16 protein-coding genes are annotated in these 17182 nt (G+C 38.8%); 3 read left to right on the forward strand and 13 right to left on the reverse strand.

Annotated elements, in window-relative coordinates:
- Positions 1–128 precede the first annotated feature (128 nt).
- Genes cdiI through MKY06_RS14145 form a run of 3 tightly spaced genes read right to left on the reverse strand, consistent with a single transcriptional unit; the run spans position 129 to position 2014 of the window.
- Positions 129–512, reverse strand: a complete 384-nt coding sequence (cdiI, locus tag MKY06_RS14135) for a ribonuclease toxin immunity protein CdiI (protein WP_098278007.1) — start codon at positions 510–512, stop codon at positions 129–131.
- Between the two features lies 1 nt (position 513).
- The gene (locus MKY06_RS14140) at positions 514–1056 is read right to left on the reverse strand and encodes a CdiA family toxin C-terminal domain-containing protein (protein WP_223268894.1); all 543 of its coding nucleotides are present in this window, start codon (positions 1054–1056) and stop codon (positions 514–516) included.
- Entirely contained in the window at positions 1001–2014 is a 1014-nt protein-coding gene (locus MKY06_RS14145; RefSeq protein ID WP_223268893.1) for a hypothetical protein, read from the reverse strand. Before MKY06_RS14145 ends, MKY06_RS14140 begins: the two co-directional genes overlap by 56 nt.
- A gap of 256 nt (positions 2015–2270) precedes the next feature.
- Here MKY06_RS14145 and MKY06_RS14150 point away from each other — a divergent pair, with 256 nt between their 5' ends.
- Positions 2271–4403 carry a GDYXXLXY domain-containing protein gene (locus MKY06_RS14150; RefSeq protein ID WP_289914992.1) on the forward strand — a complete coding sequence of 711 codons (2133 nt, stop codon included), beginning with the start codon at positions 2271–2273 and terminating at the stop codon, positions 4401–4403.
- Between the two features lie 220 nt (positions 4404–4623).
- Here MKY06_RS14150 and abc-f read toward each other — a convergent pair whose 3' ends face one another.
- The 6 genes from abc-f to MKY06_RS14180 form a co-directional block, all read right to left on the reverse strand.
- Positions 4624–6252, reverse strand: a complete 1629-nt coding sequence (gene abc-f / locus MKY06_RS14155) for a ribosomal protection-like ABC-F family protein (RefSeq protein WP_097825337.1) — start codon at positions 6250–6252, stop codon at positions 4624–4626.
- Positions 6253–6622: 370 nt separating this feature from the next.
- Positions 6623–7945, reverse strand: coding sequence for an alpha-glucosidase/alpha-galactosidase (locus MKY06_RS14160; RefSeq protein WP_013057450.1), 1323 nt, complete (start codon positions 7943–7945; stop codon positions 6623–6625).
- 26 nt (positions 7946–7971) lie between these two features.
- Positions 7972–8802 (reverse strand): carbohydrate ABC transporter permease, encoded by an 831-nt coding sequence (locus MKY06_RS14165; protein ID WP_014459693.1) that lies wholly within the window; start codon positions 8800–8802, stop codon positions 7972–7974.
- Entirely contained in the window at positions 8802–9734 is a 933-nt protein-coding gene (locus MKY06_RS14170) for a carbohydrate ABC transporter permease (protein ID WP_016766148.1), read from the reverse strand. Before MKY06_RS14170 ends, MKY06_RS14165 begins: the two co-directional genes overlap by 1 nt.
- A gap of 89 nt (positions 9735–9823) precedes the next feature.
- Positions 9824–11083, reverse strand: coding sequence for an ABC transporter substrate-binding protein (locus tag MKY06_RS14175; RefSeq protein ID WP_098278009.1), 1260 nt, complete (start codon positions 11081–11083; stop codon positions 9824–9826).
- 311 nt (positions 11084–11394) lie between these two features.
- Positions 11395–12429, reverse strand: a complete 1035-nt coding sequence (locus tag MKY06_RS14180) for a LacI family DNA-binding transcriptional regulator (RefSeq protein ID WP_013057454.1) — start codon at positions 12427–12429, stop codon at positions 11395–11397.
- A 332-nt stretch (positions 12430–12761) separates the two neighbouring features.
- Here MKY06_RS14180 and MKY06_RS14185 point away from each other — a divergent pair, with 332 nt between their 5' ends.
- Both MKY06_RS14185 and MKY06_RS14190 read left to right on the forward strand, forming a co-directional pair.
- Positions 12762–13517, forward strand: a complete 756-nt coding sequence (locus MKY06_RS14185) for a hypothetical protein (RefSeq protein ID WP_098278010.1) — start codon at positions 12762–12764, stop codon at positions 13515–13517.
- 65 nt (positions 13518–13582) lie between these two features.
- Positions 13583–14113 carry a class I SAM-dependent methyltransferase gene (locus MKY06_RS14190; protein ID WP_340960861.1) on the forward strand — a complete coding sequence of 177 codons (531 nt, stop codon included), beginning with the start codon at positions 13583–13585 and terminating at the stop codon, positions 14111–14113.
- A gap of 304 nt (positions 14114–14417) precedes the next feature.
- On the opposite strand, the gene MKY06_RS14195 is transcribed toward MKY06_RS14190, so the two are convergent.
- From MKY06_RS14195 to MKY06_RS14210, 4 genes are all read right to left on the reverse strand, one after another.
- Positions 14418–14633, reverse strand: a complete 216-nt coding sequence (locus tag MKY06_RS14195) for a DUF3951 domain-containing protein (protein ID WP_098196619.1) — start codon at positions 14631–14633, stop codon at positions 14418–14420.
- A gap of 76 nt (positions 14634–14709) precedes the next feature.
- Complete coding sequence (locus tag MKY06_RS14200; protein ID WP_098278011.1) at positions 14710–15165, reverse strand: GNAT family N-acetyltransferase; 456 nt, start codon at positions 15163–15165, stop codon at positions 14710–14712.
- 16 nt (positions 15166–15181) lie between these two features.
- Positions 15182–15856: an HAD family hydrolase gene (locus tag MKY06_RS14205; protein WP_098278012.1), complete on the reverse strand. Its 675-nt coding sequence runs from the start codon at positions 15854–15856 to the stop codon at positions 15182–15184.
- A gap of 174 nt (positions 15857–16030) precedes the next feature.
- Positions 16031–17167 (reverse strand): glycerate kinase, encoded by a 1137-nt coding sequence (locus MKY06_RS14210; protein ID WP_098322371.1) that lies wholly within the window; start codon positions 17165–17167, stop codon positions 16031–16033.
- Positions 17168–17182 lie beyond the last annotated feature (15 nt).

Consider the following 17182-nt stretch of genomic DNA (forward strand, 5'->3'; position numbering starts at 1 on the left):
TTGAATAGCATGCATAGATTCTTCTTTTAGTTTTTCGAAGTTCTCTTGTAATTTGTCTAATGATTTTTATAGTTCTCAAGAAAAAAGCACTTCTGGATTTATTCAGAAGTGCTTTTACTATCATTTATTTAATAAGCATATTTGCCTTTAATTTTCATCAACAACTCTTCAATAATCTCTTTCTTTTCAGAATTTTTCCCTATATAAAATTCACATGCAGCACTTAAATACTGGTACAGTTCGTCATAATTCACAATATCATAGTCATCATCACCATCACCAGAATAAAATAAAACTTTATTTTGTCCAAAATACTCCTCATCATCTTGTTCATATTCATCTGAATAAATAACTCCATTATATTCCCGACGCTCTCCCTCTTTATTTTTAAAATCTTCTAAGTGTTGTAAAAAGTTACGTCCATTTACATATATATTCAAAACATCAATAACTGCCTCTTTATTTAAATTGTTCTGTTTCATTATCTCAATAAACTCTTCATATACGTTCATACTAATCCACCCATTCTACTACTGGATAAGCATTCTCTATCTCTCCAGTTTCGGAATTCATAATACCTTCAAATTTCAATATTTTTCCATTATAGTCTGTTTGTCCTTGTATTTTTATCTTCTTTTGTTTTAATAGTGGAATTTCTCTTTTATTGTTTAAACCCTCTTCCATTGCCTTTTTGCTAAAATTTATTATTTCATCATTTGAAATAATTTTTGGATCATACACTGTCTTTTTATACATTTTATCTCTATTAGGTATTACTTTGTATTCACCAGTCCCGTTTTTTCCTGTATAATCCATTTTTTCATATTTTACTTTATATTCTATCTCAAAAATTCCATCTATATCTGGATGTTCCTTTTTAACAACAGGTCCTAACTCATATTTGTTAGAATTACTATTAAAATAATTTTTAAACTCATCATAATTATGTCCACCACTAATACCATTACGTTCAGTAAACTTTTCAACTGGTCCTATTGTATTAGCCTTCTTTAAATTTAAGATTACCCGTACCCTTAGCGACAGCCCCCTGATCATTGGCCCCCTTAACATTCGCCTTACTACCCGACTCTTCCACTTTCTCCAACGCTTTGGACTGACCTTTCGAGACATTTCCCATCTTATACGTCGTTAACCCATTTAACGCTTCCCCAAAGGTCTTTCCAGGTAACGCCTCTCCTATCCCTGACAGTTGAGGTTGAGGACGTAAAGTCGGTATCTCAGCATCTAGTAAAAGTTGAAACTGCTTCTGAACAGGTTCATACACCTTTTTCGACCAATTGCTTGCTGCTTTTGCGCTGACGACATTCCGCATATCACTCAATGTTTTGGTTGCTTTATGGGCAGGTACACGCGGAACGTTTGTTACTTTTGGAACGGATTTTACGGCGCCTGCGGGTTTCGCTCCTCCAATTACGCTCGCAAACAGAAACATGCTGCTTTCCCAGTGCTCTTTTGAGAGAGGTTTGTCAGGATTAAGCGCCTGCTTTCCTACATCTAAGAGTCCCATTGTTGCGTGATTGACAAAGTCATACGGTGAATCCAAAGAATTTTTCCCTCGTTCATTCAGCCCCTCTTTGAAGGCAACAGCTTCATCAAATCCGCCCATCGTTATATAGTTTCCAAAGTCATACAAGGAGTTGTACCGTTTATCTGCTCGCTCTCCCATACCGGCCCAAATGTCTTGTGCTACTCCTTTATTACCCGTAACTGTGCCTTTTGCTAAAGTTATAGCACCTTCTCCTACGTCTTTGACTACAGCTTTTATACCGATTTCTTCTTTTTTAGCCGCAGGGTTCTCGCAGATTTCTGTAAAGTCAAAGGATTCAGCAGTTTTTTCAGGTGCTACGTCCCTAACCCGCCCCTGGCTCATCACCGACTGCATAAGCATTCCCTCAACGCCCGTAGCGTTTTGAAGAATCTGTTGAGACGTTAGCATGCCCAAAGCGGAAGAATCGTTGAGCGCCTGCAGATATGGGCTTTTTTCAAGTTCCACTGCTTGCTCTGCAGGTGACAGTTCCGCTAGTTTTTAGGTGCTGTATCCTGCTGAATTTGCGTTAGCACTTCTCTTATGTAAGAAAACTATCTTACCATTGACAATTTATCAAGATTTTTGGACTACTTCACTTGTTATTTCCACGCCACTAAAAGGCCTTTTTACACAATTTTTTTGTTAAAACGCATTCATTCTTTCTATTTCCAAATATTTAAACATGCGCTAGTATATACATAATATAAAGAGGAGGTTGAGTATGAGAGAAAAGCTCGTAAGACTCGGTTATTTACTGGGGTTGGCTCTTGTTTTGTCCGGCATTTTATATTTCTTTGCATCGAACTGGCAAGGCTTTGACCGCTACACTAAAATTGCGCTGAGCGTGGGGCTGATGCTGCTGTTTTACGGAAGTGCATTTGCGGTGCGAAAGCTGCTTCCTCAGCAGGCGTTTTTAAGTCACTGGACGCTTTTGGCCGGCGCTCTTTCATTTGGATTAAGCATCGCGCTTCTTTCTCAAATTTACAACACGCACGCTGAATCGTACTGGCTGTTTTTAATTTGGCTTGTGCCGGTTATTTTGTTTAGCTTTTTTACAAAGTATCAGCCATTTTACGTGTTATCGTTTGTTTTATTTCAATTCACCATGGCTTTTTTCATTTCACCAACAGGCGCAGTTTCACAGCGAGGCGAGCAAGAGACGCTTTTACTTTACGCAGCAATGGCGTTTGTGAACTTACTCATCTTTTGGATCATAAAAAAGAAACACCTCTCGTCTCCTGTGATCATGTATGCGGCGTTTTGTTTGTTTCACTACATTTTTTTAACTGTTTCCCTGCCGGATTTTACAGGCAGCTCTAGCTTACGGATTGGCCTTATTATTTTTTATTTGCTGTTTTTACTAAGCTCCTTTTTTTATTTTTCAAAAGTGGAGCCGCAAAGGTCATTTTTAGGGATTTCCATCGTGGCATTTGCTTTATTTGTCATTGAACAGTTTTTCTCTTTTATTTTTAAACACTACGCTGAATGGTCGCTTTTTTTAGCGTTAGGATTCGTGATTTTATTTATTGGTGCAAGCGTGTGGTTTGTCAAATGGCTCACTGCCAACACGTCAGCACAAAAAACCTCGCTCCGCGTAATCAAACGAATAGCGGTAATTGGGATTACGGCTATTGCATCGGTGATCGGCAGCAGCTCTTTAGGAGGACTCATCACACTTATTACAGGAACATACCCAACGAACGGAATGCTTGTGATCGGCGTTTTGTTGATTGTGGCATGTTATTTGATTAAAGCAGATATTCCAACGGTAAAATATACGCTTTTAATGATGGGCTTATTAATTAGCGGCGGCGCTTCTTTTTTTGTGAACGACATTCTGTTTTTTATCTACGTCATCGCACTTGTAGTGCTTTTAGTATTCACTAAACATACGCCCGTTCGCCTGTTGCTTTTTGTGCTAGTGCAAGGGCTTCTGTTAATAAAGGTTCCGACTACTTACTATGACACTATCAAAATAGATTATGTGCTGCTCGCTTTGTTTCTATTAAATGCCGCTGTATACGCGATAAACGTACACCACGCGTTTAAAAAAGCAGCGCTGCTTCTTGCTTTTATCTTTTTACTGTCGCTGACTGAATTAAGCGAACCTTCTTTTTTAAATATCATTTACTGCACGGTGTTTTTTGTGATTTCGACTGTCTTCTTATTTGTGACGGTACGAAAAGAGCCAAAATATGATTTTATTGTCGGCATGATTTTCTGGTTTGTTTTTTTAGCGATGAAATATTACGACTTTGTGTGGGATTTATTTAATAAATCACTTGTTCTTGTTATTTTAGGTCTTATCTTTCTTTTCCTAAGCAGGAAATGGGACCTGTCAACGCCTGATCAGCCGCAGCCTTCGTTTCTTGACCGCAGCCGAACCGCTGTATGGATCATCATTCTTGTTCAGCTCATTATTCTGGGCGGCATTTTTACCAAAAACGAAGTGCTTCTTCAAAACGGAAAAGAAATTAAGCTCGCTTTACAGCCGATCGATCCGCGCTCGCTGCTGCAAGGCGATTACGTTGAGCTGAATTACGCCATTGCGCACGTTACATTACCTCATGTAAAAGACGGTGAAAAAGTGAAGCTCGTTCTTCGCCCTAACAAACAAGGCGTGTATGAATACGCAAAAATCTACCAAGCGGATGATGACTGGAATAAGCCGTATACTTCTAAAAAGAAAGACGTTGTCATTACGGGGACGTATCACGAATGGGGAATTCAGTACGGAATTGAGCATTACTTTATTCCAGAAGGAACCGGCAGCAAAGTGGAAAGCGAAGCTCGTTTTGCTACTGTACGAGTTGGAAAAAACGGAGATGCGATCGTTACAAAAGTAGGCAAATAAAAAACGGCCGCTTCAGTGTTGAAGCGGCTGTTTTTTATTTTAATTGATAAATACGCCGATGATCATCGTTAGAATAAGGATCACAAAGAAAATGATGATTCCATAGCCAATCCATTTTATTCTTTTGGGCGTTCCTTTTACATTCATATCCGTTATTTTTCCTTCAATACGCTTTTGATGTTCAGTAACGTCATCGTATTCATTATTAGGCGAAGTGATATTATCCTTCCTTTCTATTTAATCGTTTTCTTTCTTCTAACAGCTCTTCATATCTTTTTTCAAGCCGCTGCTTTTCTTTTCCTTCTGGCGTGATAGAAAGCTCGCTAATTACTTTTGTTAATTCTAGTTGAAGCGCAAGTTTCTCGGCTTCATTTTGCTGCTGTGACGCTTTTTTGCTTTTACCCGTATCTTCAATCGCCGCGAGCTCTGCTTTAGACTGTTTTAACGTCAAAACATGCGTCGCAAGCTTTTTAACAAAGTAACGGTCGTGCGTCACAAATAAAATCGTCCCTGGATAAGCTTTTAACACTTCTTGAAGCGCTTCTTTTGTATGAAGATCAAGATAGTTGGTCGGTTCATCTAAAAGAAGAACGTTATAGTTTCCTAAAAAGACTTTTGCTAATGCCGTTTTCACTCGTTCTCCTCCGCTTAGCATCTCTACTTTTTTATACACGTCTTCACGTTTAAAAAGTAAGCGCGATAGTACCGTACGAATAAACTGCTCGGTGTACGGGCTGTCTTCTTTAATGTTTTCTAAAATGTTTTTAGCGGGATCTAGATTTTCAAGACGCTGATGGAAAAAGCCAAGTTTTACAGGCTTCGCAACCGTGATGCCTTCTGTTTGCTGCTCAATCATATTCAGCAGCGTAGATTTTCCGGCGCCGTTTTGACCGACAATCGCTACTTTCGCGCCTGGCTTCACACCGCCTTTTAGGTTTTGAAACAAGATATGGTCACCAGCTGATGCTGAGACTTTGTCAAAGCTTAGTACCTGCTTGCTGTGTACTTGGTGAAATTGAGATAAATCAAAATGAATTTCTTCCATTTCTTTTGGCTTTTCTTTTTTCTCTAGCTTTTCAATTCTTGTTTCAATCGCTTTTGCGCTTCTATCTAGCTTGGCTTTTTGTTTTCCGACCGCTCGTTTATGAAGTCTCGCTTCAGAGTTCCCCATACGGCTCGGCGCTTTTTTAAGCGACTTTGATTTTTGGCTTTTTTCTTCAGACGCCAGTTCAAGCCTCTGCTTTTCTTTTACATACTGCTCATACTCAAACTGCTGTCTTTCAATTGCATGTTTTTTTTGCGTCACATACTCTTGATAATTGCCTTCATAGCAGTGAACTTTGCCGTCTTCTACTTCCCAAATAGACGTACAGAGGCGGTTTAATAATTCTCGATCATGTGAAATCAGCAGCAGACTGCCTGTAAAAGCCTTCATTTCTTCTTCAAATTTCTCTACGCCTTTTACATCTAAGTGGCTCGTTGGCTCATCGGCTGCAAGTAGTTCCGCGCCCGATGAAAGAGCAGCAGCAATTTTCTTTCTGGTTTCTTCTCCTCCGCTAAGAAAGTCCGCTTCATTTGGCACGTTCCACTGACTTTTCATCTCGGGAGATACAGCTCCTGTAGGTTGAACGTCAAGCTGCGGAATCAGTGAGGAACAGCCATACGTTTGCACAATTCCTTGATCCGGACTCATTTTTTTCATTAAAATATGAAGCAAAGTCGATTTGCCTTCTCCATTTTTTCCAACAATTCCAATTCGCTCTCCGCGATGTACTTGAAGCTTCTCTGCTTGAAACAGCAGGCGGTCTCCATAGCTTTTTTCAATATTTATAGCTTCTAACAATAACATAAAAAAACCTCCCTAGGATTTCTAGAGAGGATTAGAGGTCATAATTAGGCATACGCAAATATGCACCCTTTTATAGAGTAAAAAAAGGGAGAAATCAATTCATATAAGACATATAGAAATGGCACCTAAAAATGTACAGACTAATCCTATCTAGACAAATGTTCATTTAAAATAAAGTTTTAAAAGAATGTCTAAAAAAATAGGATTACTTATCCATTGTCTACGGTACCTTTCCTTTCTTAGTATGAAATGACTTGCTTCTTACAGTGTATGATGAAGTTTTTTAAATGTCAATATCCATTTGGATGATATTCCCTCCTTTTCCTAAGCACAAAAAATCCTCAGCCGATCACAGCCGAGGATTCTTTTATTACACGTATTGGTTCACTTTACCTGTAAAATCAGGCAGCCACTCACCGTGAGCTTCAATTAAATCATCGCACATACGAATGATGTCATCCATGGATAATTCCGCATTTGTATGAGGATCTAGCATCGCAGCTTGATAGATGTGCTCTCTTTTTCTAGTGACAGCTGCTTCAATTGTTAATAATTGAGTATTAATATTCGTGCGATTTAACGCCGCAAGCTGCTCAGGTAAGTCTCCTACATAAGTCGGCATAATGCCGCTTCGGTCTACAACACATGGAACTTCTACGCACGCTTTTGTCGGCAGGTTACTAATTAAGCCTCCGGTATTTAATACGTTACCGGCAAATTTAAACGGCACGTTTGTCTCTATCGCTTCAATGATTCTAGAGCCGTACTCATGTGAACGCGTATGAGTTAGCTGACTGTTGTTGACCATTTCTTCTCTCATTGATTCCCAATTGCTTATTTGCTCTTCGCATCGACGCGGATATTCATCAAGAGGAATGTTAAACTGATCAACAAGATTTGGATATTTATGTTTAATAAAGTATGGATGATACTCTGCATTATGCTCAGACGATTCGGTAATATAGTAGCCGAACTTATCCATTAGCTCAAAACGCACCATATCGTGATGCTTTGTCTTTTGCTTTTCTTTTGCTAGACGCTTGATTTCTGGGTATAAGTCTTGTCCATCTCTTTTTACTTCTAGCAGCCATGCCATATGGTTAATGCCTGCGATTTTCTCTTGTATTCCTTCATGATCCATTCCGAGAGAATCAAATAAATCTTTTGTACATACTTGAACACTGTGACAAAGGCCTACCGTCTTCACATTGGTATAGCGCAGCATTGCACCCGTTAGTGTTGCCATTGGATTGGTGTAATTTAAAAACAGCGCATCCGGACATACTTCTTCAATGTCTTTTGCAAAATCAAACAGCACCGGAATCGTGCGCAGTGATCTGAAGATCCCTCCAATTCCTACTGTATCTCCAATCGTCTGACGCAAGCCGTATTTTTTAGGAATTTCAAAGTCAATGACGGTGCTTGGCTTGTATCCGCCTACTTGAATCGCGTTAATCACATACTTTGCTCCTGTTAAAGCTTCTCTTCGATTTAAATAGGCTTTAACCGTAATATTCACTTTATAGTTTTCTTTTAAATTGTTTAGCATATTTTCCGAATCTCTTAAACGCTCGGCATCTATATCATATAGCGCAAATTCAAAGCCAGCTAAAGCAGGCACAAACATGCAGTCTCCTAAAATATTTTTTGCAAAAACTGTACTTCCCGCTCCGATAAATGTGATTTTAGACATCGTCATCTTCCTTCCTCGTATTGGTTTTATCCTTTCACAGATCCTGATGAAAGCCCTGCAATAAAGTATTTTTGTAGCACTAAAAATAAAATGGTCATTGGAAGCATCGCAATAATCGCAGCTGCTCCTACTAAGCTAAGATTATTTTGATTTTCGGCAAAAAAGCTTGCTAACGTAACGGTTAATGTATGCATTTCCTTATCTTGAAGGAAGAAGATTGCAAACTGATAGTCGTTCCAAATATAGACGCTGGCAATAATTAGAATGGATGCAGTAACAGGCTTTAGCAGTGGAAATACGATTTTAAAGAAAATCGTTAACGTACCGGCACCGTCAATTCTTGCTGCTTCCTCGAGCTCTTTAGAAATAGTGGAGCGAATGAAGCCCGCATACAAAAAGATCGTTAGCGGCAAAAATGCTGCGACATTATTTAAAATGGCAATTTGGTACGTGTTCATCATTCCCATATTCACAACCATTTTGTACAGCGGAACTAGCGCTGTTAAAGGCGGTATTACCATCACGGCAATAAAAATAAAATAGACGTACTTATTTAATTTCGTTTGTCGGCGCGCTAAAGGATACGCAGCCATTGATCCTAAAAAAATAAGCAGAATCGCCGAAACGAATGTAATGATAAATGTATTAACAAAAGAGTTTCCTAAGTTCGCTTGCTCCCAAGCCGCTGTGAAATTTTCAAGGTGTATGCTTTTTGGAAATACCCATTTGGAACTAAAATCCCCGGTTGCTTTTAAAGAAGTCGTAACAAGAATATAAAAAGGGACAATATGAACGAGCGTTATACAAAGAGCTAGAAAGGTAAAAAATCGTTTTTTCCGTTTATTTGTATAGTCCATCACGCTTCTGTCTCCTTTCGTTTAAAGTACACAAGTGCTGATAAGCTAATGACTAAAATAATGAGCGCCATGCACACACCTTGAGTTGCTGCATAGCCGGCGTCTTGTCTTCTAAAATATAAGTCATACATAAAAGTAGACATCGACTGTGATGCATCTCCAGGTCCTCCTCCTGTCAGCGCAACAATTACGTCAAACAGTTTTAACCCCCCGATAATATTTAAAACGACGTTAATTGTAATAGAAGGCATAAGCAATGGAAGGGTGATATTTTTAAACTGCTGAAGAGCAGATGCTCCGTCAAGCTGTGCTGCCTCGTAGTAATCTTTTGAAATACTTTGCAGCCCCGCTAAATAAATAATCATCGCAATTCCAACGAATTGATACGTATTGACGAACACGATAATCCAAGAGTTAAGCTCCGGAGTTCCCAAAGCATTAATCTTCTCAAAGCCTAAAAATACAAGAAGGTCATTTAAAGCGCCTCCTTGGTAGGCAAAAAAGAAGTACCAGATATACCCCATAATAATTGGGCTGATAATAACCGGAAGATAGACAATTGTTCTTGTTACAGCTTTCATTTTAATGCTTTGATTCAGAAGCAAAGCATATAACAAGCCAATAATATTTTGAAAAATAGTACTGCCTATTCCGTAGAGCAACGTGTTTTTTATCACAAGCCAAGTCGTTGGATCTGCAAGCAAACGTTTGTACTGTTGGAGTCCAATCCAATCGTACGTTTGTGAAAATCCATTCCAATTAGTAAAGGAAAGTCTAATTCCGTTAATAAAAGGATAGATAATAAAAACGGTGATAATTACTAAGCCGGGAAGGTACATCCACCATAAAGAGGATTCTGTTTTTAATTTTTTCTTTCGTTTTTCCGTATCTCTTACTACGGAAACCGGCTCTTTCCTGACTAATTCATTCATCGTGTTCACTCCTATTTCAGCTTGTGTTGAAAAGAAGCAGAAGCCTATCTCCCTGCTTCTCGGCGAACAAGGAAATTTTGCACACTATTTTATTGTTTGCTCAGACGCTTGTACTCTTTTTCCATCTCTTTTGATAATTGCTTTGGCGTTAAACTTCCGGCTAGCAATTCTTGACCTGTAGAAGACATCACTGCCCACATGCCGCTCGGTAGATACTTTCGGTCGAAGTATGGCTCAACTTTGATATCGCTATACTTATCGTAGTATGCAGAGTAGTAGTTTTGTGTTTTATTGTTTGTCAGAGCCGATGCTGAAGACGTTCCTTCGGCAATCTTTTTAGCAACTTCCGGCTGTGACACAAATTCAATAAATTTCTTCGCTTCTTTAAGGTGCTTAGAATCTTTCCAAGCAGCAAGGGTAAAGCGCTCTCCGCCGATCCAGCTTTGCGTACCACCTTTATGAATAGCCGGCACCGGTACCGTTCCTACTTTTACTTCAGAATTTAATTCTGTTGCATCCGGTCCAAGAGATCCGCCCACAAATGTAAAAGCAATTTTATTTTGAGCCATTAATTCCGTTGCTTGAGATACTTTTGCGGTTAATACATCTTCATTCAATAACCCTTTTTTCTTCATTTCTGCCATTGTTTCCGCTAGCGGCGTGTAGTTTGACCAATTAAATGTTCCTTTTTCTAACTGCTTAGCATAGTTCTTATTTTTTGCTGTAATAAGCTGAGGTGTAGCCAGCTGATCAAACACTTGAGCAATATTGCCGTTTTCTCCTCCTGGAATCCATAAAGGCGCTACTTCTCCTTTACTTTTCTTCTTTACTGTTTCTAACGCTGTTATAAATTCATCCATTGTGTTAGGAGGCTTTATTCCGTACTTTTCTAATAACGTCGCATTATAGCTAATTCCGTCTTTTGCTTGATTTAAAGGATACGCATACACTTTGCCGCTTTTATCTTTTAAAATTTGATTCAGCGCCGGATCTAAATGCTGAACCCAATCCATATCTTTTAAATCTGCTACATACTCCCCGTAGCGAAGCTGAGACCAGCCGTGCGTATCAAATAAATCGGGCATATCATTTGCACCCATTTTCACACGAAGCATATCTTCATAGCCGTTACCAGGAAAATTCGCATCAATTTTAATATCTGGATTTTGTTTTTCAAATTCTGCAATCGCGTTTTGAAGCGCTTTTCTCTCGCCTTTATTACTCATCGTAGAAAAAAGCGTTAACGTTGTTTTCCCATTTCCGCCTGTTGCCGCTTCTTTATTTCCGCAGCCTGCTGCCACAACAGAAAAGACTAGTAATAGAACGAAAAGATACGTAAGCTTTTTCATTTATCTTCTTTCCTCCTTATACTCTATCAAGACACAAATAACTGAATATTCAGTTATTTATACGTAGACAAATTCATTGCACAACGAAATAAAGTCACTTATAATTTAATCCTATACTTTTACAAAGGTTCAAAGAGTCCTAGAGATGAAAAAGCTTTTTCATTTACATACTTATCTGCCAATAAGTATGTAGTTTCTAGGGCCTTTTAACCTGCTTTTTCTATGTTTTTTTCTATTTTTCTTCCCCCTTATCACTCTTTATGTATGAATTCTTCTTTTCTATCACCCCCTTTCAAGTTATAACTTTTAGGCTACTGTTTTTTGAGTAAGGCTCCGCAGCTTTCACGATAAATTAATTTAGTCGGCACCATGACTTTTAAAGGAACGGATCTGCCGCTTAACCGATCTACTAGCATTTTAACAGCCTGCCTTCCCATTTCTTCAGTATATACTTTAACCGTGGTGAGCGGCGTGCTCGCAAATGCTGCGATATCCACATCATCAAAGCTTACAATCGCTACGTCTTCAGGAACCTTTATATTTGATTGCTGTAGGGCACGCATTGCTCCTATCGCCATTGCATCACTTGCGATAAAAAATGCCTCAGGAAGATTTCCTTGCTTAATCGCTTGTCCCATTAGCTCATACCCTTCAGTCATTGAGTACTCTCCTATATAAACTTTCTCAGAATCGAGCAGGCCTTTTTCATGCATAACGCGTTCAAAAACCGTTTGACGCTGATCTTCAATAATAGAGCTTCCATTTATATAATGTTCTCTTTCTGTCCCTCCGATATAGCCAATTTTTTTATAACCGAGGCCAAATAAATGATTTAATGCGTGTTTAGTAGCTTTCTCAAAATCAATCATGACCGAATCGTACAAATCCTCATCCGCTTTGTGATTAATAAAAACAATAGTATCTAAATGATCGCTCACTTCTTGAACCGTTTCTGGACTAACTCTTCCCACTACAATCACTCCATCAAGATCCTGCAGCAGCTCTTCTTGCTTCATGCCTTTTAGCCTAAATGACTTTACTGTAAAAATTTCTTTTTCCGAGCATTCACTTTCTATTCCATGGCGAATAGAGGAGAAAAAAGGGTCTACTAGTTCTTCTTCAAGGGACTGAGCAAAAATAATACCTATTCTTGGAGCTTCGAGGTCTTTTCCGTTTGCCGTTCCTTTTCGTATCTTCACAGGCGTATATTGCAGCTCCTTGGCTGCATGCAGAATACGTTCACGGGTAACCTCAGATACAGAAAGCGTATGATCATTATTTAGTACTCTTGATACAGTTGAACTGGAAACATTAGCGTACGCCGCTATATCTTTTAAAGTTGCCATCTTTTTACCTCTCTATTATAATCTTCTATTTTTACTAAATATTTATCTCTTATATTGGAAGAATAGCACACTAATAAAACGCTTTCAATAAATATTTTTAAAATTTCAGTAAATTTATCAAAAAATTCTCCAAAATTCTCATTTATTTTGTTAGTTCCGCCTTTAAAATGACAAAATCACTGCTATTACTACTTTGTTTTTATCACACCGAACTAAAACTTAAGTAAACTTTTAGTAAATATTAATTTTCATAAGAATTTGTTCATATTTGATATAAAACGGTTTGTTGGGGAAAATAAAAGAAGAAATACTGATAAGGAAAGAGAGAGCCTATGATTAGCCAACATTCCTATTTTCAACAATGTCTGCCTGCCCTTCAACAATTACATAATATGAATTTTACGAAAGAACAGCTGTTGCAAAAAGACTTTTTAATCGGTCAAGAAAAGGAACTAAGCATGTACTACTCGCCTCATAACGATTACATAAATCCGGACGCTCATATTATTATTGCGGGCATCACACCAGGGTGGTTTCAAATGAAAACTGCTTTTAAACAATGCGTTTCCAGCCAGTCTCATCATCATCCGCTTGAACAAGTCCTGTACGAAACCAAAAAAGCCGCTAGCTTTAGCGGAACAATGAGAGTAAATTTGATAGACATGTTAGATCAATGCGGAATTGCAAAAGCCATGGGCATTAACGGTGCCGCTGAGCTATTTGCTTCACAGCGAGGTATGCTGCATACAACGTCCGTACTGAAATATCCTGTGTTTTACAAAGGAAAAAACTATACGGGTCATCAGCCGCCAATTGAACGATCAGCGCTTCTTTCTCGCTATGCTTTTGAAGTGTTTCCACAGGAATTGAACGAAATAAAGAATCCGTGCTTAATCGTTCCGCTAGGAAAAGCCGTTGAAAATGTTTTAAGAAAGCTTTCGGGTGAACCTTCGTTTTCTCGGCATACGTATTTATTTGGCTTTCCTCATCCATCCGGAGCAAACGGACATCGAAAACGGATATTTGAAGAACACCTAGGTGAATTTACGGAAATTGTGGAGGATTGGGCTGCAAAAAGAAAGAGCTGAAAATAGTTTCAGCTCTTTTTTTGCTATAATTATGGAAAAATAAACCTACACGGAGGTCAGCTTTTATGCTAACAAATTTAGACGAATATAATAACCCTGTTTTATACGACGATGAAAATGAGCAGTATACAGAAGACGTTGCTTTTTTACTAATAGAAGCGGCTAACAAAAGCGGAATAACCCTTGACTTAGCTTGTGGCACAGGGCGTGCGACCATTCCACTAGCGGATGCCGGACATTCCCTGATTGGAGTGGATATTCATTCACCTATGCTGCAGGAAGCACAGAAAAAAGCAGAGGCTTTGAAGCTATCTGTTAAATGGGTAGAACAAGACTGTACCAAACTCGATTTAAAAGTAAAAAGCGACTTTATTTATATCGTAGGAAACTCTTTTCATCATTTTCTAACAAATGATGAGCAGTACTCCTTTTTACACTGCGTTTATACGTATTTGAACGACGGTGGAACCTTTATTGTGGGAATACGTTTTCCTTCTATAGAAGAGCTAACGTCAACAGAAGCAGAAGAATATTGGAAAAGCTATCAAGATTCCGACACCGGATTTATGACAGACGTGTATAGACAGCTACTATGATGCCATCAAGCAAATTCAGCATAACCTCACAACTAGAAAGATAAGAGATTACGATAAAACAATCATAAACGAAATAACAACGGAAATAGATTTACGCTACACGTTCCCTCAAGAAATGGAACATCTTTTAACACGTAGCGGATTTATGATTACGAACGTCTATGGAGATTGGAAAAAGAGCGCTTTGACCAACCAAAGCACTCAAATGATTTACGTTTGTAAAAAACAAAGAGTCCATCCTATCTCTTAACGGCGGCTGTAATCTTTTATTTCTAGTATCATAAAGAAGGATGCACACAGCACTTTAGCTTTTTCTTCTTTTGGCATCTCCTTCTCTTTCTTCTATTTCTCGTTCATTTTGTTCTTCATGAAACTCTTCTTCTGTTTGTGCAGCAAGATAGTCAAATGGCGTATAGTAATTACGAGGAAGCTTTCGGTGCCAAACTGTTTTAACAATAATAATCAGCAGCGGAATACTCACCGTTAAAATAGCAACTAAAACCAGTAGCCAAAAAATCATAGATTATTTCCTCCTGCTTTATGAACCGTTCCTCCTGAAACAACAAAACGGACACCCTACATTCATTCACTTATATTCAATCTACATTTAACGCCATCAGTATACGAGATTCATGAGTGAAAAAACCGTTCTTTTCAAAGAAACGTTCTGGTTTGCCTTGGCCTCTTTCAGTAGACACATAGACTTCTTTCACTTCTTTTTGTATAAGTAGCTCTTTAAGGAAAGATAAAAGACTCGTTCCTATGCCCGTTTGCTGAGTGTTGCTTAACACACAAATTTCATTTACATAAAACGTCTTATAGTTCGCCCACTGTTCTTCATTTCCTACTATAAAGCCTATTAATTTATTATCTTCAGAATGAAAATAACCTATTCCTATGTATCCCGGAGTTTTACTGATATCGTATAAACGAGCATAAGCAGTGCTTATGCTCCAAGGTTCATTCCAAGGCGGGGCGCTAAAAACGTTTGTATAGATGCTTGCTGCTGCTTCTAATTCTTCATCGGTTAGTAAACGAACTTGACTTTTCATCATTGCTCCCCTTTTCTCAACAGGTCTCTTGAAACTCATTCATAACGTTCAATAGTTCTTTTAAATCCTCTATTATATATGAATCTGTAAAACTTCCGTCAAAGAAAGCGTCTTTTTTCCATACAGCATGCATGCCCGCTCCTCGTGCACCTAGCACATCATTTTCTGGATGATCCCCGATGTATACACTCTCTTCAGCCGACACATTAAGCGCTTTTAATGCTCGCAAAAAGATATCTTTATGCGGTTTTTTAATGCCTTCTTGTTCGGAAACAAGTATGGTATCAAAATAGTGATCAATTCCAAGCGCTTTAATATTCATCCACTGAAAGTCCGTAAAACCGTTTGTGATCATGCCTAGCAACAGCCCTTTTTTCTTTAGCTCTTTTAGTACATCCTCCATATGTAAAAACGGAACGCAGTGAGCTGGAAAATAGTGAAGATAATCAGCTAGCATTCCTTCCCATGTTAGATTCGAAAGATCATATTCGTTCAAAAGCTGCTGGTATACTTTATCTTTCCATACGTAGCCTTTTTGATCTAACTCAATAAATTTAGATATGTACTCTTGCTTTGGTATGTGTGCTAGTTCTTTACTATATCGCTCGTATTGATCTTGAATAAAACATTTTAACGAACTGTCTCGATCTAATAATGTCCCATCTAAATCAAAAATAACGGCTTTAATCATGATTTGCCTCCTTTATCTGTAACTTGATTCAACGATTGGTTAATTATAACATTTTTAACTATAAAACTAATAAACTATATTGAATTCTTCCCTATACAAGAAAAAAAGGTCTCTTCTGATGGAAGAAACCTTCTAACATTTATTAAAAAGAGAATAAGAAGAACTTTAAGTCCTTTATTTTATGGCTAAACGTATAACTGACGCTACGTTTTTAGCCGTTCTTTCAATGTTTTCATCGGCTTTTTCCAGCGCTTCTGAGAGAGTCACTGCCCCCGGCACGACGCTGAATAAAGCCGAAATACCATGTTCATACACAGCTTCGCTTCCTGCTCCAATGCTCCCTGCTATCGCTATCACGGAAACGCTATGCTTTTTTGCTGTTTTTGCTACGCCAATGGGTGTTTTTCCGTAAATGGTTTGTCCATCTATTCTTCCTTCACCGGTAATGACAAGATCGGCATCTTTAATATAGCTTTCTAGCTGAGTTGCTTCAATGACAATGTCTACACCTGGCTTTAGCTCCGCAGATAAAAATGCCAGCAGGCCGCCGCCAAGCCCTCCTGCCGCTCCGGCACCAGCGACGTTCTGAATATGAATATCCATTTCTTTTTCAATAACCGCTGCGTAATGAGCTAGATTACGGTCAAGCTGTCTAACCATATCAGGAGTTGCGCCTTTTTGAGGCCCAAATACGGCGGATGCTCCGGTTTCACCTGTTAACAGATTGTCTACGTCGCACGCCACTTCTACTTTGACTTCAGCAAGCCGAAAATCCAAGTTTGTCAGATCGATAGAGGCTAACTGATCTAAACTGCCTCCTCCTTCTTTGATTTCTGCTCCGTTAGCATCAAGAAGCTTTGCCCCTAAAGCTTTTGCCATACCGGCTCCCCCATCATTTGTAGCACTTCCTCCGATGCCAATGATGATATGCTTCACTTTATGATCTAACGCTTTAAGAATCAGCTCGCCTGTTCCTCGCGTTGTTGTGATAAGGGGATTTCGTTTATCGACAGGGACATGATGAAGACCTGAAGCGGCCGCCATTTCAATAACAGCCGTGTTGCCGTCTCCAAGAATTCCGTAAAAAGCTTCCACCTCTTTACCTAAAGGTCCGGTTACCTTAGCTTGTATAATTTGTCCACCCGTCGCGTCCACAAGCGACTGAACGGTTCCTTCTCCACCGTCTGCCATAGGTACTTTACTAATCTCCGCGTTAGGAAAATGAGTTTTTATTCCTTTTTCCACGGCTTCACAAACGTGCAGAGCCGTTAAGCTTTCTTTAAATGAATCCGGTGCAACCACAATTTTCATAGAAACACTCCTTTT

The organism is Priestia sp. FSL P4-0332, from assembly GCF_038005845.1.
Taxonomy (GTDB): Bacteria; Bacillota; Bacilli; order Bacillales; family Bacillaceae_H; genus Priestia.

Coding starts and splice junctions, on each gene's coding strand:
- cdiI (WP_098278007.1), bottom strand. CDS start 512: ATGAACGTATATGAAGAGTTTATTGAGATAATGAAACAGAACAATTTA.
- MKY06_RS14140 (WP_223268894.1), bottom strand. CDS start 1,056: ATGATCAGGGGGCTGTCGCTAAGGGTACGGGTAATCTTAAATTTAAAG.
- MKY06_RS14150 (WP_289914992.1), top strand. CDS start 2,271: ATGAGAGAAAAGCTCGTAAGACTCGGTTATTTACTGGGGTTGGCTCTT.
- abc-f (WP_097825337.1), bottom strand. CDS start 6,252: ATGTTATTGTTAGAAGCTATAAATATTGAAAAAAGCTATGGAGACCGC.
- MKY06_RS14160 (WP_013057450.1), bottom strand. CDS start 7,945: ATGTCTAAAATCACATTTATCGGAGCGGGAAGTACAGTTTTTGCAAAA.
- MKY06_RS14165 (WP_014459693.1), bottom strand. CDS start 8,802: ATGGACTATACAAATAAACGGAAAAAACGATTTTTTACCTTTCTAGCT.
- MKY06_RS14170 (WP_016766148.1), bottom strand. CDS start 9,734: ATGAATGAATTAGTCAGGAAAGAGCCGGTTTCCGTAGTAAGAGATACG.
- MKY06_RS14175 (WP_098278009.1), bottom strand. CDS start 11,083: ATGAAAAAGCTTACGTATCTTTTCGTTCTATTACTAGTCTTTTCTGTT.
- MKY06_RS14180 (WP_013057454.1), bottom strand. CDS start 12,429: ATGGCAACTTTAAAAGATATAGCGGCGTACGCTAATGTTTCCAGTTCA.
- MKY06_RS14185 (WP_098278010.1), top strand. CDS start 12,762: ATGATTAGCCAACATTCCTATTTTCAACAATGTCTGCCTGCCCTTCAA.
- MKY06_RS14190 (WP_340960861.1), top strand. CDS start 13,583: ATGCTAACAAATTTAGACGAATATAATAACCCTGTTTTATACGACGAT.
- MKY06_RS14195 (WP_098196619.1), bottom strand. CDS start 14,633: ATGATTTTTTGGCTACTGGTTTTAGTTGCTATTTTAACGGTGAGTATT.
- MKY06_RS14200 (WP_098278011.1), bottom strand. CDS start 15,165: ATGAAAAGTCAAGTTCGTTTACTAACCGATGAAGAATTAGAAGCAGCA.
- MKY06_RS14205 (WP_098278012.1), bottom strand. CDS start 15,856: ATGATTAAAGCCGTTATTTTTGATTTAGATGGGACATTATTAGATCGA.
- MKY06_RS14210 (WP_098322371.1), bottom strand. CDS start 17,167: ATGAAAATTGTGGTTGCACCGGATTCATTTAAAGAAAGCTTAACGGCT.